General features: G+C 69.6%; 17 protein-coding genes and 2 pseudogenes. 1 reads left to right on the plus strand and 18 read right to left on the minus strand.

From position 1 onward, the window contains the following. Positions 1 to 11 precede the first annotated feature (11 nt). From narI to SLUN_RS35720, 4 genes and pseudogenes are all read right to left on the minus strand, one after another. Entirely contained in the window at positions 12 to 902 is an 891-nt protein-coding gene (gene narI / locus SLUN_RS35710; protein WP_170146638.1) for a respiratory nitrate reductase subunit gamma, read from the minus strand. After that, complete coding sequence (locus SLUN_RS35715; RefSeq protein WP_254709830.1) at positions 899 to 1,243, minus strand: nitrate reductase molybdenum cofactor assembly chaperone; 345 nt, start codon at positions 1,241 to 1,243, stop codon at positions 899 to 901. The genes narI and SLUN_RS35715 overlap by 4 nt, the downstream gene beginning before the upstream one ends. After that, positions 1,140 to 1,505 carry a hypothetical protein gene (locus SLUN_RS41805; protein WP_254709833.1) on the minus strand — a complete coding sequence of 122 codons (366 nt, stop codon included), beginning with the start codon at positions 1,503 to 1,505 and terminating at the stop codon, positions 1,140 to 1,142. Before SLUN_RS41805 ends, SLUN_RS35715 begins: the two co-directional genes overlap by 104 nt. A 16-nt stretch (positions 1,506 to 1,521) precedes the next feature. After that, positions 1,522 to 3,024 (minus strand): annotated as a pseudogene (locus SLUN_RS35720) (molybdopterin-dependent oxidoreductase); the annotation flags it as partial. A 341-nt stretch (positions 3,025 to 3,365) separates the two neighbouring features. On the opposite strand from SLUN_RS35720, the gene SLUN_RS35725 reads away from it, so the two are divergent. Then, complete coding sequence (locus tag SLUN_RS35725; RefSeq protein WP_217505056.1) at positions 3,366 to 4,526, plus strand: MFS transporter; 1,161 nt, start codon at positions 3,366 to 3,368, stop codon at positions 4,524 to 4,526. Here the strand turns inward: SLUN_RS35725 and SLUN_RS35730 are convergent. The 14 genes and pseudogenes from SLUN_RS35730 to SLUN_RS35790 all read right to left on the minus strand — a co-directional run bounded on the left by SLUN_RS35730 (position 4,505) and on the right by SLUN_RS35790 (position 23,190). Further along, on the minus strand, positions 4,505 to 4,729 hold the full coding sequence (locus SLUN_RS35730) for a cold shock domain-containing protein (RefSeq protein ID WP_108154033.1): 225 nt from the start codon (positions 4,727 to 4,729) through the stop codon (positions 4,505 to 4,507). The two genes, SLUN_RS35725 and SLUN_RS35730, sit on opposite strands and share 22 nt — an antisense overlap. Positions 4,730 to 4,845: 116 nt before the next feature. Further along, on the minus strand, positions 4,846 to 5,520 hold the full coding sequence (locus tag SLUN_RS35735; RefSeq protein WP_108154034.1) for a CBS domain-containing protein: 675 nt from the start codon (positions 5,518 to 5,520) through the stop codon (positions 4,846 to 4,848). Between the two features lie 181 nt (positions 5,521 to 5,701). Continuing rightward, a complete protein-coding gene (locus tag SLUN_RS39735; protein ID WP_159100408.1) occupies positions 5,702 to 5,914 on the minus strand; it encodes a hypothetical protein in 213 nt (70 codons plus the stop codon). Beyond that, positions 5,911 to 6,561 (minus strand): CBS domain-containing protein, encoded by a 651-nt coding sequence (locus SLUN_RS35740; RefSeq protein ID WP_108155125.1) that lies wholly within the window; start codon positions 6,559 to 6,561, stop codon positions 5,911 to 5,913. Before SLUN_RS35740 ends, SLUN_RS39735 begins: the two co-directional genes overlap by 4 nt. A 35-nt stretch (positions 6,562 to 6,596) precedes the next feature. Next, a complete protein-coding gene (locus SLUN_RS35745) occupies positions 6,597 to 7,067 on the minus strand; it encodes a cyclic nucleotide-binding domain-containing protein (protein ID WP_108154035.1) in 471 nt (156 codons plus the stop codon). A 418-nt stretch (positions 7,068 to 7,485) separates the two neighbouring features. Next, positions 7,486 to 8,382 carry a universal stress protein gene (locus SLUN_RS35750; RefSeq protein ID WP_159100409.1) on the minus strand — a complete coding sequence of 299 codons (897 nt, stop codon included), beginning with the start codon at positions 8,380 to 8,382 and terminating at the stop codon, positions 7,486 to 7,488. Positions 8,383 to 8,562: 180 nt separating this feature from the next. Next, positions 8,563 to 10,701 carry a SpoIIE family protein phosphatase gene (locus SLUN_RS35755; RefSeq protein WP_108154037.1) on the minus strand — a complete coding sequence of 713 codons (2,139 nt, stop codon included), beginning with the start codon at positions 10,699 to 10,701 and terminating at the stop codon, positions 8,563 to 8,565. Positions 10,702 to 11,071: 370 nt separating this feature from the next. Next, positions 11,072 to 11,850, minus strand: a pseudogene (locus tag SLUN_RS35760) (carbohydrate ABC transporter permease). A gap of 177 nt (positions 11,851 to 12,027) precedes the next feature. Further along, positions 12,028 to 12,453 (minus strand): FGGY-family carbohydrate kinase, encoded by a 426-nt coding sequence (locus SLUN_RS35765; RefSeq protein WP_254709826.1) that lies wholly within the window; start codon positions 12,451 to 12,453, stop codon positions 12,028 to 12,030. 5 nt (positions 12,454 to 12,458) lie between these two features. Further along, entirely contained in the window at positions 12,459 to 12,668 is a 210-nt protein-coding gene (locus SLUN_RS35770) for a DUF5988 family protein (protein WP_108154039.1), read from the minus strand. A gap of 95 nt (positions 12,669 to 12,763) precedes the next feature. Then, the gene (locus SLUN_RS35775; protein WP_108154040.1) at positions 12,764 to 19,105 is read right to left on the minus strand and encodes a type I polyketide synthase; all 6,342 of its coding nucleotides are present in this window, start codon (positions 19,103 to 19,105) and stop codon (positions 12,764 to 12,766) included. Positions 19,106 to 19,184: 79 nt separating this feature from the next. After that, on the minus strand, positions 19,185 to 20,537 hold the full coding sequence (locus SLUN_RS35780; RefSeq protein WP_108154041.1) for a beta-ketoacyl synthase N-terminal-like domain-containing protein: 1,353 nt from the start codon (positions 20,535 to 20,537) through the stop codon (positions 19,185 to 19,187). A gap of 528 nt (positions 20,538 to 21,065) precedes the next feature. Beyond that, on the minus strand, positions 21,066 to 22,253 hold the full coding sequence (locus SLUN_RS35785) for an MFS transporter (protein ID WP_108154042.1): 1,188 nt from the start codon (positions 22,251 to 22,253) through the stop codon (positions 21,066 to 21,068). Positions 22,254 to 22,392: 139 nt separating this feature from the next. Further along, positions 22,393 to 23,190 (minus strand): VOC family protein, encoded by a 798-nt coding sequence (locus tag SLUN_RS35790; protein ID WP_108154043.1) that lies wholly within the window; start codon positions 23,188 to 23,190, stop codon positions 22,393 to 22,395. Positions 23,191 to 23,316: the final 126 nt, after the last annotated feature.

Consider the following 23,316-nt stretch of genomic DNA (forward strand, 5'->3'; position numbering starts at 1 on the left):
CGTGGAGGCAGTCACACGAGGCCGCATCCCGAGATCATCGTTTGCGTGCGACTGTGACAGCGGGGGCCATTCAGGCGCGGACGGAATCCCTCACTGGGCTGGCGACGCCCCGGATACGGCCGCGGGCCCAGCACGACCCGCCCAGCGCGAGAGACGTTCGATATCCGGCTCGCGCTACGAGCCTGGGCCTTCCCAGCCACGGCGCGGCCCCCGCGCCAGACGCTGACAGAGCGCGACCGGTAGACGATGTACGGCCGGAACAGGTAGCCGACAGGCGCGGTGAAGGCATGGACGAGCCGGGTGAACGGCCAGAAAGCGAAGAGCAGCATGCCGATGAGCGTGTGCAGCTGGAAGGACAACGGCGCGGCCGCCATGGCGTCGATGTCCGGCTGCAGTGTGGAGACGGAGCGGAACCTGGGCGAGACGGTTTCCCGGTAGTTGTGCTCCTCGCCGACGGTGCCCGCGCCCAGCAGGGTGGTGACGAGTCCGGCGACGATGGCCGCGACGAGGACGACGTACATCGTCTTGTCGTTGCGCGTGGTCGCCATGAACACCGGACCGGTGGTGCGTCGGCGGTAGATGAGGATAGCCACTCCGGCGAGCGTGGCGAAGCCGGCGACGCCGCCGAGGACGAGGGCCTGCACGTGGTACGCCGTCTCGGACAGGCCGATGGCTGATGTCCAGCTCTGCGGAACGACCAGGATCACATGGCCGATGACGACGAGGATGCCGAAGTGGAAGAGCGGGCTGCCAATGCGCAGCAGCCGGGACTCGTACAGTTCGGAGGAGCGGGGGGTCCAGCCGAACTGGTCGTACCGGTACCTCCATACGGTGCCGCCGACGAGGATCACGAGGGTGACGTACGGCAGTACACCCCACAGGAGGACATCGAGAGCCTTCATCGCGGGCCCCTCCCGATGGTGCCGGACCGAAGGGTTCCAGGCCGACGGTCTCCTGGGGTTGGTCCGGTCCGGGCCAGGCGCTGAGCGGCGGCGCGGTCCTGCGGGGACGGGCCGGGCAGGAGCGCGCACACGGCCTCGACCACGGCGGTGTAGGGGGAGTTCGCGTCGCGCAGTGCCAGCCGCAGGAGCTCGATTCCGGCGCGGTGCTCCTGGAGGAGTGCGAGCCCGTCGGCCAGGTCACCGGTCGCCGTGTACTCGAGCACGACCGGCAGGTAGTCGGGCAGCTCGGTGCCTCCGAGTTCGAGGCCGTGGCGGCGGTAGCGGTCCTTGAGGGTGGCCAGGGCCTGGCCGCGGCGGCGGGTCTCGCCGTCGGTCCACCAGGGTCAGGTAGAGGCAGCAGCGGCGGCGGCGGTCGAAGGTGGCGACGTAGGTCTCGGCGAGGTCGCGTGGCGGGGTGTCGGCGAGGTGGTGGACGACGCCGCTGCGGTTGGTCCACGCCTGCTTGCAGGTGACCGAGCAGGTGTGGCAGCCGATGCACTTGTCGAGGTTCATCACCATGGCCAGCTGGGCCATGCAGCGCCCGATCGGCTCACTCGCGGGCATCAGTACGTCACCTCCTGGGACCGGCGGCGTCGTCGTACCCCGTCGGCCAGTTGCCGGGCAGGTCGTCGCGCCGGATGCCGTACTGCGCGAGCATCAGGTCGAAGACCGTCGTCACCAGCCGACCGCCGATGCGACGCGCAGGGACGCCCCGGCGCAGTACGGAACCGGTCTCCTCTGTCGCGTCGAAGCGTGGCAGCAGCACCTCGATCGGCTCCGCGCCCTCGCCGAGCAGAGTCAATTGGGGTGACACCTCGTCGAGGTCGAGATTCCAGCGACCTGCGCCGAATTCGGTCCACCGCTCGCCCAACGTCCCGTTCGGGATGACCGGTTCACCGGTGCGACCGTCAACCAGGACGGTCTTCCACTCCGCTCCTTCGGACACCTCGCCGAGGTCGGACGCGCGCAGGAACTTCCCCGGCACGAACGCGTCGTCGCGCTCCTCCAGCGTCACCAGGAACGGCAGGTCGGTGTAGCACCGCACATAGTCGACGAAGAACGGCACCCGGCGCTCGACGAAGCACTCCTTGAGGATCACATGGCCCATGGCCATCGCCAGGGCGCCGTCCGTGCCCGGCTGGGCGTGCAGCCACTGATCGGCGAACTTGGTGTTGTCGGCGTAGTCCGGCGACACCACGACCACTTTCTGGCCGCGATAGCGGGCCTCCGCCATCCAGTGCGCATCGGGCGTACGCGTGACGGGGACATTGGAGCCCCACATGATCAAGTAGGCGGCGTTCCACCAGTCGCCGGACTCCGGCACATCGGTCTGGTCCCCGAACACCTGCGGGGAGGCCACCGGCAGATCGGCGTACCAGTCGTAGAAGGAGGTCATGCAGCCACCGATCAGCTCGATGAACCTGGACCCGATCGCGTGCGAAACCATCGACATCGCCGGGATCGGCGAGAAGCCCGCGATCCGGTCCGGACCCCACCGTTTGATCGTGTGCACATGCGCGGCGGCCACGATCTCGACCGCCTCGTCCCACGACACCCGCACATGGCCGCCCTTGCCGCGGGCCTGCTGGTACCTGCGGCGCCGGTCCGGGTCGCCCACCACGTCGGCCCACGCGAACACCGGGTCACCAAGGCGCGCCTTGGCTTCCCGGTACATCTCGACCAGGACTCCGCGCGCGTAGGGGAAGCGCACCCGTGTGGGCGAATAGGTGTACCAGGAGAACGCCGCACCCCGGGGGCAGCCACGCGGCTCGTACTCCGGGGAGTCCGGGCCGACTGAGGGATAGTCGGTCTGCTGACTCTCCCAGGTGATGATCCCGTCCTTGACGTAGACCTTCCACGAACACGAGCCGGTGCAGTTCACCCCGTGCGTGGATCGCACGACCTTGTCGTGGCTCCACCGGTCCCGATAGAAGACATCCCCCTCCCGACCACCTTTGCGAAAGACAGCCCGCAGATCGGGCGAGACCTCGCGCCGGGTGAAGAAGCGACCGGCCCGCAGCAGCGCGTCCGCTGCGGGGCCTGCTTCACCGTGCCCAGGTGGTACAGCAGAGCTCCTGGGAATCCCGCCGTCCTTCACACCCGTCACCTCGTCCACGCATTTCGAATGGGCATCAATCCGGCAAACTACTCTGATGGGTCTTCGATGCCTGGTTTATACGACGCCGGGCCCTCCAGGGGCCGAAAGTCCCGCCGTCCGGGACCGCGGGCCCTTCCTCCAGCGACTTTGCCTGCAGAGCATCACCCGCAGGGCGGTGGAGTGCTTCAACGCCGAACGTCGAGTTCGGATGTGAAGTGATGTCAGCCAGGCAAGCCCGGGGGAACCCACGTCGGAGAGGAAGCGCGATGAGCCGAAGGGCCGAGAGGCAGCCAGCCCGTGCAGTTGCTTTCCCACAACCCGCGCGGATGCTGGCCCTGGCCACCGCCGGCTTCCTGCTCTGCTTCTGGGCGTGGGCGCTGCTGGCGCCGCTCGGACCGACGCTCCGGGACGACCTGGACCTCAGCTCCTTCCAGCAGTCCCTGGTTGTCGCGGTGCCTGTGATCGTCGGCTCACTCGGCCGGATCCCCGTCGGTGCCCTGACCGACCGCATCGGAGCTCGTCGGGTGTTCCCCATCGTCGCTGCCCTGACGATTCTTCCGGTGCTCTACCTGGGCCATCTGGCCGACTCACTGCCCGAGGTACTCGCGGGCGGCTTCTTCCTCGGCCTGGGCGGCACGACGTTCGCCATCGGAGTGCCGTTCGTCAACGCCTGGTACCAGCCCGAGCGGCGCGGTTTCGCCCTCGGCGTCTTTGGCATCGGCACGGGCGGCACCGCCCTTTCGTCCTTCACCACCGTCCAGCTGGCCGATGCCGTCGGGCGAAGCTTCCCCTTCGATCTGGTCGCCGTCCTTCTGGCGGCATACGCCGTAGCGGCCCACCTTCTCCTCCGCGACAAACCAGGGCGCGCGGTCGCGGCCGGATCGCTCGTGGCACGCACGGCTGCCACGCTGCGGATGCCCGCCACCCTGCAACTGGCCTTCCTCTACGCCATGTCCTTCGGCGGCTTCGTTGCCTTCAGCGTCTACCTGCCCACCTACCTCACCACCGCTTACGACCTCGGCCGCTCCGACGCCGCGCTGCGGACAGCGGGCTTCGTTGTACTGGCCGTCGCGATGCGTCCGGTCGGAGGGTGGCTGTCCGACCGGACGAACCCCGCACCCGTGCTGGCGATTTCGTACGCCGTGGTGTGCGCGCTCGCACTGGTCGCGGCGATCGAAACTGCCCTGGTCCCTGTCGGAACGCTTGCCTTCCTCGGGATGGCAGCAGGTCTGGGCGCTAGCTCGGGCGCCGTCTTCGCGCTCGTCGCCCGTCTGGTTCCTCCGGAGCGGGTCGGCTCGGTCACCGGAGTCGTCGGTGCCGCCGGTGGGCTCGGCGGCTTCTTCCCGCCCCTGGTGATGGGTCTGGTCAAGAGCATCACGGACGACTACGCGTGGGGGTTCGTTCTGCTCGCCATCACCGCTGCCGCCGGCGGTGCGCTGACCGCGACGGTCGTGCGTCGGCGTGCTCATCCGTCGACGCAGGATTGAGCCACAGCTGCGACCGGCCCGACCGCGCATGGTGTCAGGGCTTGGAGATGACGTCCTGCGGCCCCTTTGGCCCCTGGGCTCTCTTCCCGGTGATGGAAGCCGGTCGTCTGGATGGAGGAGAAGAGGACGAACATGTCCCGGCAGCCGTCGACCTGCGGGATGAAGCCGAACCCCGTGTCGTCGTTGAACCTGTCCTCGGCCATGGAGGGTCCCCGTTTCCCTCCGTACAGGTCGTGCCAGAAATCCTCACGCCGGTCGGACTCGCCCGTGCAGTCGCGGCTCGGATCGACTACCCGGACGGTCCAGCCCGGGGGTGCGCTCACCCGAGAGGCCCATGCGCGGTCCGTTCGGGCGGCGTGAGCCGGGAGTCGTCGGTGCCTGCGGAGAGACGGTCGGTCACCGACACCACACCGTCCGTCAGTTGTGTCATCCGCAGCGCCACAGGGATGTCGCTGCGCTTCTCGAGCTGGCCCTCCAGAGTGACCACACCGTCGACGACGTGGACGCCGATCGTGCCGGGGGCGAGTCCCAATGTGTCCACGAGCACCTCTTCGATGACTCGGCGGCGGATCTCCGGGTCTGGGCGCAGGAACACCTGGAGCAGGTCGCGCCGGGTGACGATGCCGATGAGGCGGTCCTCGTCGTCGACCACGGGCAGCCGTTCCACGCTGCGCTTGACCATCGTCCGGGCGGCCTGCGAGACCGTGTCGTCGGCGTGAACGGTGATGGCCGGTGCGGACATGAGCTGCGCGGCGGTCAGGTCGTCCCGCTCGGTGTCCTGGGTGCCTTCCCCCTCTGCTGCTCCGACCGTCGCCTGCCGGACCAGAAGGTCGCTCTCGGAGACGACCCCGATCACCCGGTCGTGGTCGTCCAGAACCGGTAGGCCGCTGATGTCATGTTCGGCGAGCAACTTGGCGACGTCCTTGAACGGCGCCGACGGGGTGACCGAGACGACCTCGTCGACCATCAGGCTTCTGACTCTGCTCTGCTTCATCACGCCACCTCCTGTTGATCCGGTCCCAGGACCACGATGCTTCGGCCGGAGGGGTCCTATCGAGGGCCGAACGGGCCCTGTCCCGGGACTGACAGGGTCCAGAGGGCATGTCAGCCGATCACGCGGACGTCGCCGCACGCGCTGGGCTCCTGGTCCCGGGACAGCGGACCGGGACCGGTCGTCAGGCGGTGACGGCGGAGTTCTTGCTTGCGCCACCAGGCTCGCGATCCCCGCCCTGGCTCGCCGTCACGATGATCTCGGTCGGGGCATCGAGCCTGTTCTTGACGGTGCATCTTGAGATCGCCACTTGCAATGCTTCGGTGCCGTCCGGCGTAAATCGGAGGACGTCGACCGAGATGGGAAGCAGCCGGGCCGGACGGTGTCCGGGGGTCATGACTCGTGGGCGGCTGAGCTGTCCAGGTCCAGTCGGATGTCGACGACGCCCTCGACCGCGCGGACGGCCCGCGCGAGCAGCGGCACCAGTGCCCGGTCCCGGAGGTCGCCCCTCAGCGTTACCGCACCGTCGGTGACGGACACCTCCACCTGCGCCACGGGCAGGTTCTCGATGACGGTGCGCCGGATCTCGTCGGCGATCTCCTCGTCCGCCCGCAGGAACACCTTCAGCAGATCGGCACGGCTGACGACGCCTTCCAGCATGCCGACGTCGTCGACGACGGGCAGCCGCTTCACGTGCCTCCGTGCCATGATGCGGGCGGCCTCGGCAATGGTGGCGCTTGCATGGACCGTGATGGCCGGGGCGGACATCAGTTCCTCGGCGGAGACTGCACCCGCCTTGGCGGCGTCGGCGTCTGACAGCGGCCGGTCCGCCCGCGTCAGGTCGTTGCTGCGGTACTCCTCCTTGGGGAGCAGATCTGCTTCAGATACCACGCCGATCACCCGGCCCTCGCCCTCGATCACCGGCAGGGCGCTGACCTTCCACTGCTCCATCAGTTCGACGATCTCCTTGTAGCCGGCGTGGCGTCCCACTGCGATGGCGGTGTGCGTCATGACATCGCTCACGGTGTGCGGGGAATCGGGCATGGCGGACTCCTCAACAAGTGTGGTGCGCTCGGTGTTCACGTGGCGGTGCTGCCGCTGCCGTGCGGGGCGTACAGGTCGAGGAGCCGGATACGGGCCGTTTGCAGCCGGTGGGCGAGGACTCTGCCGACCCACTGTCCGATCGCCGAGCCGAAGGCCGGGTCGGCGTCCATCATCATCCGCACGGTCTGCGCGTCGAACTCCTGGGCGCGGACCGGCGTCATGGCCTCGGCGCCCAGCTGCCACACGTAGGGCGGGAACAGCCAGGACCAGCCTACGAGTTCACCGAAGCCGAGGCTCTCGATCGTGACCGGGTGCCACTGCCCCGGCACCCGGATGTCGAGCGTGACCGTCCCGGAGCGAATGATCCAGAAGCGTTCCGCGCGTCCGCCTTCCTCGAAGATCCGGGTTCCCTCGGGAATGCTGACCTCTCGTGCCATACCCAGCAGCCGGGCACGATGCTCGGCGGACAGGACGGCCGTCATACGGGTGCGGGTGGGAGTGCGCATCGCCAGGCCTCCGTCTCGAGTACGGCGACTGATCTGTGTATCTCTGTTCTCAGCGTTGTCGGGCGGTCGTCCGCCGGGCAGGGGCCGAGCGGCCCTGCCCGTGGGCCGTCAGGCCCGGCGGTCGTTCCATTCGGGTACGGGTGGGCCCAGTCCCGCATTCACTCGGCCATAGGGGTGCCGGTCGACAGCCCGGCGTACGACCACGACTGGAAGGCGGTGGGAGCGGTGGAGGCCTGTCGTTGCGGATTGGGCTGTCCGCCGTGCCACCAGGGCTGTTCTTCCGGGGCCCGGCCCTGGATGGCTCCGCTTCGGCCTTGTGCACACCGCCAGCCTGCGCCCGCGCGATGCCCGTAGAGCCCTGCGGCCGTTCGGCTCGGTCCGGGGGCCCGGACGGATCCGGCCACCGGGGCCTGCACCCTCACGTCCCACCGGCGGATCGCTCGTGCGGGACCACAGCCACGGGGCATGGGGCGTGGTGCGTCGCCGCATGGATGACCGGACCCACGTGCGGGCCGAGGCGGGCGGGGCGCCGCGGTCGGCCGAGCGCCAGCAGCCGAGCCCCAGCGGCAGCTTCGAGAAGAACCCTGGCCGGTTTGCCCGCAACCGCCTCCTCGGTCACCGCGACATCCGGGTACTTCTGCCGCCAGCCGCTCAGCACGTCGGCCAGCGCATGTTGCCGCTCCTGCAGTAGTTCGCGGCCGTAGGGCGAGTCGCGCTTACCGGCGGCGCGGTCATGGATGGACGGAGGACTGTAGGCGTACACGAACCGCAGGCCGAGACTGCGGACCCGGGCGGCCTCGAAGGCGAACTCGATCAGCGGGTCGCCGTGATGTGCCGCGTCCAGCCCCACAGCGATGGGCAACAGCCTGTCATCGGCTGCCTCTGCCGCGTTTCCCGCCGCGGCCGAGCGTACGAGCACCACGGGTCGCTCTGCGCGGGCGACCGTGCTGAGGCCCACGGATCCGACGAGGAAGCCGCTGATGGTTCCGATGCCGCGGGACCCGATCACCAGCATCTCCGCCCTCGTGGCGGCTGCCACGAGGACGTCCCGCGCAGCGCCGGACACCAGCTCGCCCTCGACCGGGAGCTCGGGGAACTGCGCGGAGACTCGCTCCAGCGCATCGTTCAGCGCACCTTGCGCCCATTCGTGCTCGCTTTTGTCGGCCGGCACGGTCGCCAGCGGACGGGGGTGCCACTCCCATGCGTGGAGCACCTGCAGTGGCCGTGCGCGCAGCTGTGCCTCCTCGGCGGCCCACTCCAGGGCAGCGACGCTTTCCGGGGACCTGTCGACCCCGACGACGATCGGTCGGTCCATGACGGTTTCACCTCCGCGAGCAGTGCGTCCCGGCCTCACCTCAGCATCCCGCATCCCGGCGCGCGGTGCAGGGGACGTCAACTGCCGCAGCCTCCCTCGTCCTGACCGGGAACAGCGGCAGCCACCTGCGGACGGGGACAGATGTGCCGGCCGCCCTGGCGGTCTCTGTCGCCTCCCTGCTCATCGCCGCGTTTCATGCCCGGGCGGCCCGCCGAGGGGCTGCTCGGTCCAGATGGTCTTGCCGTGCTGCGTATAGCGCGTGCCCCAGTGCTGGGCGAGTTGGGCCACGATGAACAGACCGCGGCCGCCTTCGTCAACGGTGCGGGCGTGGCGCAGGTGGGGTGCGGCGGGGCTGGTGTCGGAGACTTCGCAGGTCAGGGTGTGGTCTTTGATGAGCCGCAGGTGCACGGGCGGGGTGCCGTAACGAATGGCATTGGTGACCAGTTCGCTGACGATGACCTCCGTGGTCAGGGAATCCTCGGCCAGGTTCCAGTCGGTGAGCTGTCGCAGGGCGTGGGCTCGGGCCGTTGCCACAGCTTCAGGGTGGTGGGGGATGGTCCAGGTGGCGACCTGGTCCTCGCCGAGCAAGCCAGTGCGAGCGAGGAGCAGAATGGCGTCGTCGCTGGTGCGCGGGGCGGGCGCGAGGGTATAGACCGCGTCGTCGCGCAGGTCGTCCAGACCACGGTCGGGATGGGCCAGTACCTGCCGAAGGCGTTCCAGGGCCGTTTCGGCGCCGGAGCGGGCTGTGCGGAGAAGGCCGTTGGTGTACAAGGCGAGGATGCTGCCCCGCGCGAGCTGGATGCGGGCGGCGGCGAAGGGCGCGCCCTCCGCGCCAACGTCCCCGAGGGGCGGGCCGGTGGGGATGTCGGGTATCTCGGTGGTGCCGTCCGGGTGGGCGAGGACGGGAGCCGGATGGCCGGAGCGAGTGAGGGTGCAGTCGCCGGTGAGCGGGTCGTAGACCGCGTACAAGCACGTGGCTCTCAGGGGCTGGTCGCGCAGCGGGTCCGAGGGTGGGAGCGCGGCCCGCTCCTGAGCCAGTCGGACCACGGTGTCGTTCAGGCGGGCGAGGAGGTCGTCGGGCTCCAGATCGAGTGCGGCCAGAGCGTGGATGGCGGTGCGCAGCTGGCCCATGGTGGTGGCGGCGTGGATGCCGTGGCCGGCCACCTCGCCGACGATCAGACCGGTGCGGGCGCTGGAGAGAGGAATGGCGTCGAACCAGCCTCCGCCGGCCTCGGCGGGCACATGGCAGTGAGCGACCTCGGCAGCCGTCAGCGGAGTGGGGCCGTGCGGGAGGAGATGACGCTGGAGGGTGAGAGCAATGGTGTGCTCACGGGTGTAGCGGCGGGCGTTGTCCAGGCACAGGGCGGTGCGCGCCGCCAGTTCCAGGGCCAGAACCAGGTCGTCGGGGTCGAAGGGCTCGGACTGAGTGGACCGGTAGAAACCGGCGATGCCGAGCACCGTCCCGCGCAGAACCAGGGGGGCCACGATCAGGCAGTGGGCTCCGGCGGCGCGGATCGCCCTGCCGCGTTCGGGGTCGGCGGCCAGCCACGGAGTGGTCTCGTCCAGAGTGACGAGGCGGGGCTCGAGGTCGGTCAGGCTCTGTGTGTAAGGGGTCGGGAACGGGAACCGGCTCAGGACTCCCACCCGGTAGGCGGGCGACTCGCCACTGTCCGACGCGAACGCGGTGCGCCGCATCGGCTCGTTGCCGAAGAGCGGCCCCAGCGGGGGTTCCTCACCACGGACCACAGCGTCCAGGACGTCCACCACCGCGATGTCCGCGAACCCGGGTACCGCCACGTCCACCAGCTCCCGGCAGGTGGTGATCACGTCCAGCGAGCGCCCGATTCCCTGCCGAGCGGCGTTGCGCACGGCCGCTCGCGCCCGCCCCCGCTCACGGCCGGTGACGTCCACCACGGAGGCCGCCACCCCCAGCACTCGCCCGTCGTCGTCCTGGAGGCGGAAGGCGGAGACGGAGTAGATGTGCTCGCGGCCCGACTCAGCGGGCGGCCTGCCCTGCACGAGCCGGTCCGCCACCGGTACACCGGTGTCCAGCACTCCGCGAACCATCGCCTCCACCGAGCCGGGGTCGGACATCGACAGGACCTCGGTGAACGGGCGGCCGAGCAGGCGACTGACCGAGGCGCCGCGCATGCCCTGCGAGGCGGTGTTGACCCGGACGATGCGCAGGTCCGCGTCCACCACCAGCAGTCCCGCGGGTGACTGGGTGAACAGGGCCTCCAACAGCGCCGGGCCCATCCCGGCGCCCTCCGCACCGCCCGAGCCGAGCGCGGTTACTTGTCGGGGGTCCCGCTGCGCCATGAGCTCGTCACCTCCGCCTACGTCTCCGGCATCCTTGCCCGAAGGTTGTTGCAGCCGCGGCGGCACCGGTTCGTCTGCCCTGCCACTCCCCGCTGTTGCTGCCGACAGTCCCGCAGGCCGAGGCGCGACTCGCCCGGCCACCGCGGCGTGCATTCCACCTGGCCCGCCGACGCCGCCAGCGGATCGTCCCTCTCCAGCCTGCCCCCGCCGTTCGCCGTACGCCAGCGCAGTCGGCATCACGGTAGCCTCCGCTTGCGGGCTGCCCAGCCCGCAGGCGGATACGGCGACCGCGACCTCGCGGGGACCGGGCGTGGGATCCTCCACGTCCGCCCCAGCTCGATGGTCCCGGGCTCGGTGATGACGGCGGCCTTCATTTGACTGCTCCCAGTGACAGGCCCTGGACCAGCTTGTCCTGGGCGGCGAATCCGGCGATGAGCACCGGCAGTGATACGGCGACGGCTGCGGCGCAGACCTGGGCCAGGGAAAACCCCTGGCTGGTGACGAAGCCGGTCAGGAAGACCGGTGCGGTGATGGAACGGACGCCGGTGAGCACGCGGGCGAACAGCATCTCGTTCCAGCTGAAGATGAAGCAGATCAGAGAGGTGGCGGCGATGCCGGGTGCGGCGATCGGGATGATGATCCGGCGGAAGACGGTGAGCAGCCCTGCGCCGTCGATCGCGGCCGCCTCGAGGATCGCCACCGGGATCTCTGCGAGGAACGAGCGCATCATCCACACGGCGATCGGCAGGTTCATCGCGGTGTAGAGGACGGCCATCAGCCAGATGTTGTCCAGCAGGGCGAAGTTCTTGGCGACCAGGTAGATCGGGAGCAGGCCCGCGACCACCGGGAGCATCTTGGTCGAAAGGAAGAAGAACATCACGTCGGACCATTTGCGCACCGGCTTGATCGACAGCGCGTACGCCGCGGGGATAGCCAGTGCGAGCACGAACACGGTCGATGCGATGGCCGCCGTGGCGGAGTTGGCCAGTGCCGGCCAAGGGCCGGCCCGGTGGAGGCCCCGAAGAACTCGCGGTATCCCTCGAGGGTCAGGTCGGCAGCGATCGACGGGGGATTGGTCGCGGCGTCGGACTCGCTGTGGAAGGAGGTCAGGACCATCCAGGCCACGGGCAGGAAGAACAGCAGACCCATGGCCCAGGCGGCGAGTGCCCAGATGGCGTCGGCGTGGCGCCTGAGCTGTCCGCCGCCGGGTCGCCGACGACATGGGGCCGTTGCGGTGGTGTTCAAAGACCGCGTCGAAGTTCGGCACGATGTAGATGGATCCGAGCAGGGCGGCGAGCTCGAGGTACCTGCGCAGGTGCGGCAGGGTCAGATAGATCTGCAAGGCATTCGCTCCGAGGCATGCGGCCAGCGCGGCGGTTCCGCCGCCCCCGACAGGGCCCACGCCGCCTGGCGTGCCGATCCCAGGGCCACGTACTCGTCCGGCCTGGGCATGGTCACCGCGCTGCCGAACACCTGGGCCGCGACCTGCCCCACGGCCTGTGCCCTGGCGGCGCCCCCGATGAGCACCACCCGCTCCACCGCCAGCCCCTGCCCGCGCAGCTCGTCCAAGGCATCGGCCATGCCGCAGAGCATGCCTTCGACCGCTGCCCGCGCCATGCTGGGCGGGGTCATGTTGGCGATGCGCATGCCCAGCAGGCTGCCGGCTGCGTCCGGCAGGTTGGGGGTGCGCTCGCCGCCCGGATACGGAAGGAGGATCAGCCATCTGCGGCTGTCCAGGACCACTCCGCGCATCCGCATCACTCGGCGATGTAGGTGCGGTAGGTCCAACGGTAGACAGGCATTGCTTCACCGTGCAGGGTGCGGTACTCGTGCGTGAACTCGAAGTGCTCGTAGGCGTTGTGGCGCAATATCTTGACCGGTTCTGCGCACCCTCCGGGTGGCAACGCCCAGACTTGAGGAAGGTCGTCCGGGCCTCCTTGAAGGAGCACCAGACTCGATTGGTGCATGGCTCATGCCTCCAGCAGCCTGGGACGATACGGAGTGGAGCAGCGTTGAGGGGCGAGCCGGGCGGACGAGCCGTCAGCGCGGCTCGCCCGCGGGCCTATGAACCGGCAGGTTCCTGGAGCGTGAGACCCATGTGGTCGGCGAGACCTGTGGCGAGTGCCGCCAGCGTCGGATGCAGATAGATGAAGTTGGCGGCGATTTTGATGCTGAGGCGGGTTTCCAGGCGGGTTCGCAGTTCCAGGGACAGCAGCGAGTCGAACCCCAGTGACTTCAACGGAGTCTGCGGGTCGAGGGTGGTGTTTCCCAGCCGGAGCACCGCGCGGATGTGGTCGGCGATATAGGCCTCGAGGGCGGTACGTCGGGCAAGACCTGCCGGTAGGGAGCTCAGCTCGGCCCGAATGTCGATGCTGTCGTCCTGCTCGGTGTTTCCGGACGATTCGTCTGCGAGAAGGCTGAAGAGCGACGAATGCCGGACCGCCGGGAGGATCCAGGTGTCCGGTTTCCCGGGGATCACGGCGGTGCGTGTGCGCCGGTGCACGAGGAGCGCGTTCAGCGCGTGGAGTCCCTTTTTCGTGGGGATGGTCCGGTAGCCGCGTTCGGCGAAGTCGACGGCAGATCCTGTCTCACCCCATGCGCCCCAGTTCACGGAGAGAGTCGGCATGCCGCGGCGCGTCCGCCAGGTGGCGAATCCGTCGAGCCAGGAGTTGGCGGCGGCGTAGGCACCTTGGCCGGGATTGCCCAGCAGGGAGGCCATGGACGAGAACACGACGAACCAGTCGGGGGCGTGAGGGGCGATGGCTTCGTGCAGCCTCCACGCACCGGTTGCCTTGGGATGCCACACCCGTAGGAGCTGGTCGTCGGAAATGTTGGTGACCGCGGCGTCGTCGAGGACCATGGCCGCGTGTACGAGGCCGCGCAGAGGCAGACCGCTCGCGGTGGCGGCGGTCACGAGGCGTTCGGCGGTGCCCGGGTCGGCGATGTCGCCGAGAGCGACAGTGATCCGGGTCCCGCGGGCGCGCAGCTCATCCAAGGTCCGTTCGGTCGACTCCGAGCTGGGCGAGCGGCCGTTGAGGACGATGTGACCGGCGCCCTGTTCGGTGAGCCAGCAGGCTGTCGCCAGGCCGACACCCCGCAGTCCGCCGGTGACGATGTAGGCGCCGCCCGGGGAAACGGCCGACGGCCCTTCGGGGATCACGGCGGTCGTGTCGCCCCGGTCGGGGACGGTCAGGATCAGTTTGCCGATGTGGCTCGCACCCGCCATGAGGCGGAACGCCTCCGTGACCTCGGCCAGGGGGAAGCTTCGGTGGGGCAGCGGCTTCAGCCGTCCCGACGCGACATCGCCGAGCACCTCGCGGAGCACGGCGGTGAAGACCTCTGGTCGCTTGTGCTGGACCTCAATGAGGTCGACGGTGCTGAGGGTGATGTTGTGCCGGAACGGCGACAACCCGACGGAGGCGTCGGAGAGGATGTCGCGCACCCCGAGTTCGACGAAACGGCCGAAGGGACGCAGAGTTTCGAGCCCGGAGCGGATCGCCGCGCCGGACAAGGAGTTGAGGACGACATCGACGCCCTCGCCCCCGGTGGCGGCGCGCGTCTGCTCAGCGAAGTGCAAGGACCGGGAATCCATGACGTGCTCGATTCCCATACCGCGCAGATAGCCGCGCTTCTCCGCACTGCCGGCTGTGGCCAGTACCTCGGCCCCCAGCATCCGGGCGACTCCGATGGCGGCAAGACCGGTCCCGCCGGTCGCGGAGTGGATCAGAATCCGTTCACCGGCGGTGAGTCGCGCCACGTGGAGCAAGGCGTACCACGCGGTGACATACGCGGCGGGGAGCCCTGCCGCCGCGATGGGGTCGATTCCGGCCGGTACGGGCGCGACGGCATGGACGGGCACGGTGACGAACGAACCGAAGGCCCCGCCCCGCAGGTCGATGGCCAGCACCGGGTCGCCCACGCGGACGGTCGTGACGTCCGGTCCCACCGCGGTGACCGTCCCCGCGCACTCGAAGCCGATGCGGTACCTGGCGTCGTCGTCCGCGGAGAGAAGGCCCATGGCTGTGAGCACGTCCCGGAAGTTCACCGCTGCGGCACGGACGCGGAGTTCGACTTCCCCCGGCCCCGGGGCGGGCCTGTCGGCGACGACGAGTTGGAGGGAGCCCAGGTCGCCGAAGCGGCCGACTCGGAGCCGGAAGCGGTCCGTACCGTAGCGCACGGTGCGTGTGGTGGCCGTGGTGCGCTCGGTCTCCGTCAGCGGGGCGTAGTCCAGCCGGGCAATGTGGCGGGCGCCGCCGCGCAGCGCGACCTCATCCTCGGGACCCGCGTTCAGCAGTTCGGCCGCCACGTCGTGCAGTGCGGCGTCGGCCGGGTCGGCGTCCAGATGGGTGGCGCGGAGTTCGGGGTGCTCGTAGGCGAGGACGCGTACCACTCCGCGCAGCGCGCTCTGGCCGGGGTCGGCGGAATCTCCGGGGCCGACGGCCTGGGCGCCACGGGTGACCACGAACAGGCGAAGAGGTTCGGGGCAGCCGGAGACGGCGGCTTGCGCGATGTCGAGCAGCCGTCGGGTGCGTCGCAGTGCATGCGCCGCCGGATCCCCGCCTTCAGCAGGTGGCGCGCACAGCAGCACCAGCGCGTTCGGGGTCGCCGGGTGGTCGGCCCAGCGGTCGACGAGTGCGTCTTTGAGCTGCCCGAGCGGGCGGTCGCCCACGGGGGTGTCGAGCACGTCGGTGGTCGCCCCCGCCGTTTGCAGCATGGCGGCCAGCGCCTGGGCGGATCCGTCCGCCTCACCGATGACGAGCCAGCTTCCCTGCGGGGTCGTCGCTTTCGTCTCCGGGCGCGCAGCACGTTGCCAGCGGGCCTCGAGGAACCAGCTGTCGACACCGGTGGCACCGGGCACGCCATGGCGTACCAGCTGCAGGCTGTCGATGAAGAGCAAGGGCTTGCCCGCCTCGTCCAGCAGACGGACGTGTCCGGTGACGCCGTCGGTCCTCTCCTCCACGATGCGGGCGTGACAGTACACGGCCGTCGTGGGGTCGCCGAGGATGCGTATTGACTTGACCCCGACCGGAAGGACCAGACCCTGGCCGGGTTCCTGGATCAGCCCCGCCACCAGCGCTTGCGCGCAGCAATCGACAAGGACCGGGTGGATACGCAGGTCGTACGGCGCCGATGTGGCCTCTGCCGGCAACTCGAGGCGGGCCCATGTGCTCTCGCCGTCGCGTGAGACCCGCAGGTTGGTGATGCCGGTGAAGGCCGGGCCGTGTTCGATGCCGCGGGCGCGCATGCTCGCGTAGAGCGAGGCCGGGTCGAGGGAGACCGGGTGCTGTGCCGGCAGAGCCGTCAGCTTCGCCGTTGGTGGCAGCGGCGGTACGCCCGCGTGGTGCAGCGCGGCGGTCGCCTGTCGTACCCAGCCTCCGTCGTCGCCGCGGCCGAAGATCTCGCACTCGGCGCGGTCCGGAGCGGTCACGGTCACGCTGGTGATCACCTCGGTGTGTGCGGACAGCTGCAGCAACTCCAGGAACCGGACGTCGGTGACCTCGATTTCCTGCGGGGGCGCGCCGAACACCTCACAGGCCGCGGTCAGGGCTACGGCGCAATAGCCGGCGCCGGGAAATACCGGATCCGCGTGCACCCGGTGGTCGGCCAGCCATGGCATCGCCGCGGTCCCCGCGTCTCCCCGCCAGTAATGGCGGACCTGTTCACCAGGGACCTCGGCGTGTGTGCCGGGCAGGCCGCCGCCGGTTCCCGCGGGAGCGCCAGGGAGCGGGGCGACATCCGCCCAGTGACGTTGCCGGTCGAACGTGAGGAAGGGTACGTCGCAGAGCTCCGCGTCCGCGTAGAGCTTCGGCCAGTCGACATCGACGCCCGCGCAGTGCAGAGCCGCCAACTGGCCGCGGAACGTGGCCAGTTCCTCCTCGTCGCGGCGCAGTGTGGGCAGGACTACCGCGTTCTCGATGAGGCGGGGCAGGCTGTCCGTGACGGAGCGGGTGACGACCGGGTGGGGAGAGACTTCGACGTAGACGTGATGCCGGTCCGCGGCGGCTGCGGCGATCGCGGAGGCGAACCGGACGGGGCGGCGCAGGTTCGCGCACCAGTAGGCGGCGTCGAAGTCGGGAATCCGGCGTGGGTCACTCAGAACCGTCGAGTAGAACGGCACTCGGGGCTGCTGGGGTGTCAAGTCCGCCAGGGCCGTGCGGAGGTCGGGGAGCAGCTGATCCACCTGGGGAGAGTGCGAGGCGACGTCCACGGCGATCAGATGCGCGGGGATGGCCCGCGATTCCCAGGCGGAAACCAGCCTCTCCACCTCTCGGGTCTCACCGGCCACGACCGTTGAGCCGGGGGCGGCGAGGACTGCGACCGAGACAGCTCCCCTCGCGCAGGCGGTGTCGAGTTCATCCTCCACCGCGGCCCGGTCCAGGCTCACGGTCGCCATGGCGCCGGCGCCCGCGATCCGGGTCAGCAGCGAGGACCGGCGGCAGATGACCCGGACGCCGTCGGCGAGCGTCAGCGCTCCGGCCACGACCGCGGCCGCGACCTCGCCCATGGAGTGGCCCACGACGGCGGCCGGTTCGACGCCGTGCGCCCGCCAGAGAGCGGCGAGTGCGATCTGTAAGGCGAACAGCAGGGGCTGCACCCGTGAGCATTCGGTCACCGGCACCCCCCTGGACACCATGTCCAGTACGGAGAACCCCGCCTCGGCCTCGATCAGCGCGTCGGCCTCGGTCAGGGCCGCGGCGAAGTCCGGTTCGTGCTCCAGCAGCGTGCGTCCCATGCCCGGCCATTGCGAGCCCTGCCCGGAGAACACCCACACCGGGCGCCGGGAGACCCCGGCGGCCACCGCGCCGGACACCAGGCCCGGGTGGGCCTGTCCGGCCGCGAAGGACCTCAGGGCGCGGACGAGGTCATGGCGGGAGGCGGCCACCGCGCCGAGGCGGCCGCGGCCCGCCGAGCGCCTCAGCGCGAGTGTGTGGGCGACATCGCGCAGCGGCACGCTCGATCCGTCTCCCTCGAGCCAGTCGGCGAGGCGTTCCGCCGCCAACGGGAGCACCCCGGCGGACCCCGCGGGCAGGAGGAAGACCTCGGGCGTCGTGCCCTCCGGGCGGCGTGGGACAGACCGGCCGCTGGAGGCGGCGACCGGTGCCTGCTCGAGTACGACGTGGGCGTTGGTGCCGGAATATCCGAAGGACGAGACCGCCGCGAGCCGGGGGCTCGAGCCGGTGGGCCACTCGGTCAGCCGGGTGGGCACGAAGAAGCGGGTCCCTTCCGGCGCGATGGCCGGGTTCCACTGCGTGAAGTGCAGATTGGGCGGGACGAGTCCGCGCTGCAGGCACAGCACGGCCTTGATCAGGCCGCTGACTCCGGAGGCGGGTTCGAGATGTCCCAGGTTCGTCTTGACCGATCCGAGCGCGCACCGGTCCCGGCCCACGCCGTAGACCTGTGCCAGGCTCGAGAACTCGATCGGATCCCCGATCGGCGTGCCCGTACCGTGCGTCTCGATCATCCCCACGTCCTGCGGGTCGGTCCCGGCACGCTCCAGTGCCTCCCGGAACAGGGCCTGCTGGGCGGCCGCCGAGGGGGCGGCCAGCCCGTCGGACCGACCGTCCTGATTCACGGCCGAGCCGCGTATCACGGCGAGTACACGGTCACCGTCCCGCAGGGCGTCGGCCAGGCGTTTGAGTACGACGACACCGCACCCCTCACCGCGCACGAAGCCGTCCGCGGCGGCGTCGAACGCGTGACAGCGTCCCGTCGGCGACAGCATTCCCATCCGCGCGAAGGACCTCATCGTCCTGGATCCGAGGATGAGCGTGACACCGCCGGCCAGGGCGAGGTCGCACTCACCGGACCCGAGCGCCCCGCATGCCAGGTGGAGTGCCACGAGCGATGAGGAGCACGCCGTGTCCAGCGCGACACAGGGACCGTGCAGCCCGAGGAGATAGGAGATCCGTCCCGCGGCGACGCAGTGACCGTTCGTCAGGAGCGAGCCCTCCAGCTCCAGCGGCTGCCCGGCGAGAGACTCGTAGAAGTCGTTGTAGCTGATGCCCAGGTACATCCCTGTCGAGCTTCCGGCCATCCGGTCGGGCCGTAACCCCGCGTGTTCCAGTGCCTCCCATGCCACCTCCAGCAGCAGCCGGTGCTGCGGGTCGAGCACGTCCGCCTCGCGACCGGACACCCCGAAGAAGTCCGCGTCGAAGCCGGACACGTCCCGCAGGTAGCCGCCCTGCCGAGCCATCGGATTCCCGGACCCGACGCCGCCGTGATGACCGCCTGACGCCCCGGTCCCGGTACGAGCGGCCGGAGGGTTCCCCACCGCATCCCGTCCCTCGGCCAGCAGTCGCCACAGTGCGGCGGGCGAATCGGCATCGCCGGGAAGCCGGCACCCCAGTCCGACAACGGCGATGCGCTTGTGCTCTCCGCTCGCTGGGTGCTCACGCTGGACCATTGGAAACCTCCCCCTCCCGTCCGTCGGACGGGTCCGGATCGAAACACACTGTGGAATGGCCGTGCACCGCTCGGGTTTCTCAGCGCCGCTGAGCGGCGTCCAGGCTTCCCAGCAGGACCGCGCTCTTCACACCGCCGATCTGGTAGGTGAAATTCAGCGCGTAATGGAAGTCGAGAGAACGGGTGCGCACACCAGGGACCGGATCGAATATGAGACCGTCGGCCGGCTGCTCACAATTCGCCGTAGGACACACCTCGCCGCGTTCCATCATGAGGAGGGTCAGCGCCACCCCGAGGCATCCCGCCGGGGCTCCGTTGTGGCCGAAACAGCCTTCCTGGGACGTCATGAGCAGCCCGGCCGCGGCCGGGCCGTACAGGTGTCTGACCGCATTGACTTCAAAGGCGGTGACGACGGCGTCACCGTCGCTGCCGCCGTGAATGTAGGGCACCTGCTCGATGGACCACCGGTCCCCGAGGCATGCACGGACGGCGGCCACGAGCCCCATTCCGCTCTCGTCGCTCGCCAGCGGGTTGGCGAGCCCGTCACGGGTCGTTGCCTGTGCGAGAATCCGGCCGTACGCGTGAGCGCCACGCCGATGTGCGTGGTCCCGGCTTTCCAGGATCAATGTCACAGAACCCTCGCCGTAGTTCACGCAGTCCGCACGCCGGTCATACGGCCGCATAAGGCGGTCGAACGACGGCAGGAGCGCGGGTTTGCCGGCCGATCTGATGGACGCGTTCGCTTGCTGAGCGACACGTAACAGACGCTGTGCGTTCCGGACCAGACCGACGTTGAAAACGTCGACGCCGGTCACCACAGCAATGTCCACCACGCCGTCGGCAATCATGTGGCGGGCATTTCCGAGCTGGACGGCGGACGACGCACAACCGCAGGACACCGTGTAGCAAGGACCGGTGGAGCGGGTCACAGCTCCCTGCACCAGGGCGACATCGGATGGAGAAACGGCCAGTTCGGTGCCGATGAAGAGATCCATCGCCTCCAGGGCGCTGATCGTTTCAGGGTCGGCCCGGAGGACCGCCTGATAGCTGCCCACTTGGGCATCCACCCCGCCCCGCCCGGCCAGAATCGCCGCGGTTGTCAGGTCTCCCGCGTACGGGTTCAACTCGGCATCCACGCACGCCTCTGCCAGTGAGACCAGGCCGAACCGATGCGCGGCGGTGAAGTGACGGGCGAATACCCCCGGGAATTCGGGCAGGCGTTCCTCGAACATCGCGTCCGAAAGGTGCACCGGTCCGTGATAGACGCCGTCACGTAAGAGACATGAACGTCCGTGAGAGGCGATGTCCCAGACTTCCTCCGCGGTGAAAACGGGCCGGCCGTCGCCCGGCAGGCAGAACCCCATCCCGGTAACCACGACATCCCGCGCACTCGCTCCCGAACTTGCTCGAGTCGCAGTAGCTCGACTGCTCATGTCACACCTCCGCACGCTGGACGGCATGGCGAAGCACCACACCACTGCCAGGGACTGGGTCGGGTCAGGACCCGGAATGCCGGACGCACTGGTGAGCGGCCCGGCTCGCAGCCGAGGCCTGCTCGAAGGCAACTGGCGCCTTTTCACGGCGCGATGAAGGCCCGGCGCACCTGCCGGCCGCCGACAGCCTGAACAAAACCGGCTACGGTTCGTTCTGTAAGGCTGTCCTTACCTTAGGGTGTGACGGGCAGTTACCGATCGGCCGGTGCCACGGCGCTCGAAGCACTGATAACGGCAAGCGTGCGCCCGAACTCCACCGGCGTATTCTGCTTTCCCGAAGGTCCGGGTTCGACGGCTGAGAAAGCCGGAGTTTCTCGGCCGATACGCGGCGGCCTTGGGCCTGCGTCGGGTATGTGCTCGCGGTGGGATGAGTCAGTGCGGTGTGAAGGGGCGGGCCGTACCGCGGTCGAGGCCCTTCGCCGCCGCCGGCCGGGACTGGCAGGAAGCGTGTCCCTCACGGGCGCCCGGTTACGCCCCCACCGGCGGCCTGCGTGCAGCGTACGTTCCCGCGCCCGCCGCCAGGAGCATCACGCAGCCTGTGAAAATCAGCCCGGCTTGGCGCAGCCCGAGCCATGTGGCCATGGCGCCGACACCGACCACCGGCAGGGAGATCCCGGCGTACGCGACGACGAAGAACGCGGAGATGGTGCCGCCTCGATGCTGGGCCGGGGCCGCGCCGCTGATCAGGGTGAGTGCCGCGCGGAAGGCCAGTCCCTGGCCGGTGCCGCCGCACAGGGCGCCCAGGACGAGCAGGAGCATGGATTCGGCGATCAGTGATGACGCCACCAACAGCAGGCCCACGACGAGGATGCCGCAACCCACGGGGAGCGCGAGGCGCGCGCCGATCCGTGGTGTCAGGGACTGCCCGACGGTCGAAGCGAGGAAGACGGAGAACACCACCGCGCCCGAAACTGCCAGGTTGCGCACACCCAGCGTCTGCGATGCAAAGCTCGGCGCGACCGCCGTGAACAGCCCGAGAAGCGCGAAGCCCGCGAACGCCGCCAGCGCGGCGGGCGTGAACACACCCTTCACCTCCGGAGGCACCGTGACTCCCTGCGGCTTCAGAGGTGGCCACCGCTTGGGCTCCGCCACGGTCTCCGGCAGGAACCAGGTGATCCCACAGGCCACAGCCACCAGCCCCAGGTGGACCCAGAACGGCAGCATCAGCGGCCACGGCGTGTACTGCGCGAGGATGCCGGAGAGCAGTGGCCCGCAGCCCAGACCACCCATGTTCGCCGCGGTGGCGGCGAACCCGGCCCGCGCCTTCTGCCCAGGACCGGCCAGCTCGATGACCGCCGCTGTCGCCGCGCCGCTCAGCAGGCCGGCCGCGCAGCCGGACAGCAGCCGTCCGGCGAAGAGCAGAGGCAGACCGCTCTCCAGCAGGAAGCATCCCGCACTCGCGGCCGACAGAGCCATGGCGATCAGGAGCACCGGTCGGCGGCCGACCTCGTCGGAGTAGTTTCCCGCCACCAGCAGCACGGTGATGACCGCGACGGCGTACACGGCGAAGACAACGGTCACCATCAGCTCGGAGAAGCCGATCTGTTCCTGGTAGAGCCCGTACAACGGTGTGGGCAGGGTGGTCCCGGCCATCCCGATGGCGAACACCACGGCCGCTGCCAGATAGCCCGGTCGCCAATCCCCGCCTGCGTTCATTGCGCCTCGCGAACGATCACGCACGTCACCCTACGAGCGCCCCCTCACTGCAGCAGCGCCGGCCACGAGGCGGCGCGCCGCCCCGCCCGAACGTGAGCGGGCGCAGCCTCACCCGGCGCGGAACACGCCCCACGTCCGCTCAGGGCACGTCGGACGTCTTGGGCATCTCGCCCTTCGCCATGTTGACGTCGATCACGGAGAACGACGCGCCCTGCGGGTCGCACAGCGCCGCGAACCGGCCGAACGGGCTGTCCATCGGCCCGAACCGCAACACCCCACCGCGCTCGGTCGCCTTCGCGACCGCCGCGTCGCAGTCCTCGACGGCGAAGTACACGTTGACGAACGGCGGCACCTCGGGCGGGAACTCCTCCGTCATCTTCATCCGCCCCAGGACCGCTTCGTCGCCGAGGTTGAACAGACGGAAGTCGATCGCGTCGTCCTCCAACTGCTGTGCGCTGTACGGGAAGACCGCGGGGAAGAAGGCGTCCGACTTCTCGGGCTCGCGCGTGAACACCTCGGCCCACGCGAACGCGCCCGGCTCACCGCGCTTCTCGAAGCCCTCGTGGACGCCCGCCTGCCACACTCCGAAGACGACACCGCCGGGGTCACGGGCCAGGACCATCGAACCGAAGTCGCCGACCTGCATCGGCTCCATCAGCACCTCGCCGCCGTTGTCACGGATCTTCCCCGCGGTGGCGGCGGCATCGGGCGACGCCAAGTACAGACACCAGGCGGACTGACCCTCCGCGCCGGGCATCGGCGGCACGACGGCGGCCACCGCCTTGCCGTCCGAGTACGCCTGCGTGTAGTTGCCGTACTCCGACGAAGCCTCACCGAACGTCCAGCCCAGCACATCGGCGTAGAAACTCTTGGCTCCCTCGACGTCGGCGAACATCGCATCCGCCCAGCACGGCGTGCCCTCGGGTTGTACAGCCATGACTCGACCCTCTCCCTGCTCACGGATAGTCCGGTTTTTCACGCTAGTCAGCCGGACGCCGACGCGCGCGCTGAACGGTCGCGACAACCGGGCCCGGCCGACGCCGGTGAGGCATTGCCGATGGCC

This window comes from Streptomyces lunaelactis (assembly GCF_003054555.1).
GTDB lineage: Bacteria > Actinomycetota > Actinomycetes > Streptomycetales > Streptomycetaceae > Streptomyces > Streptomyces lunaelactis.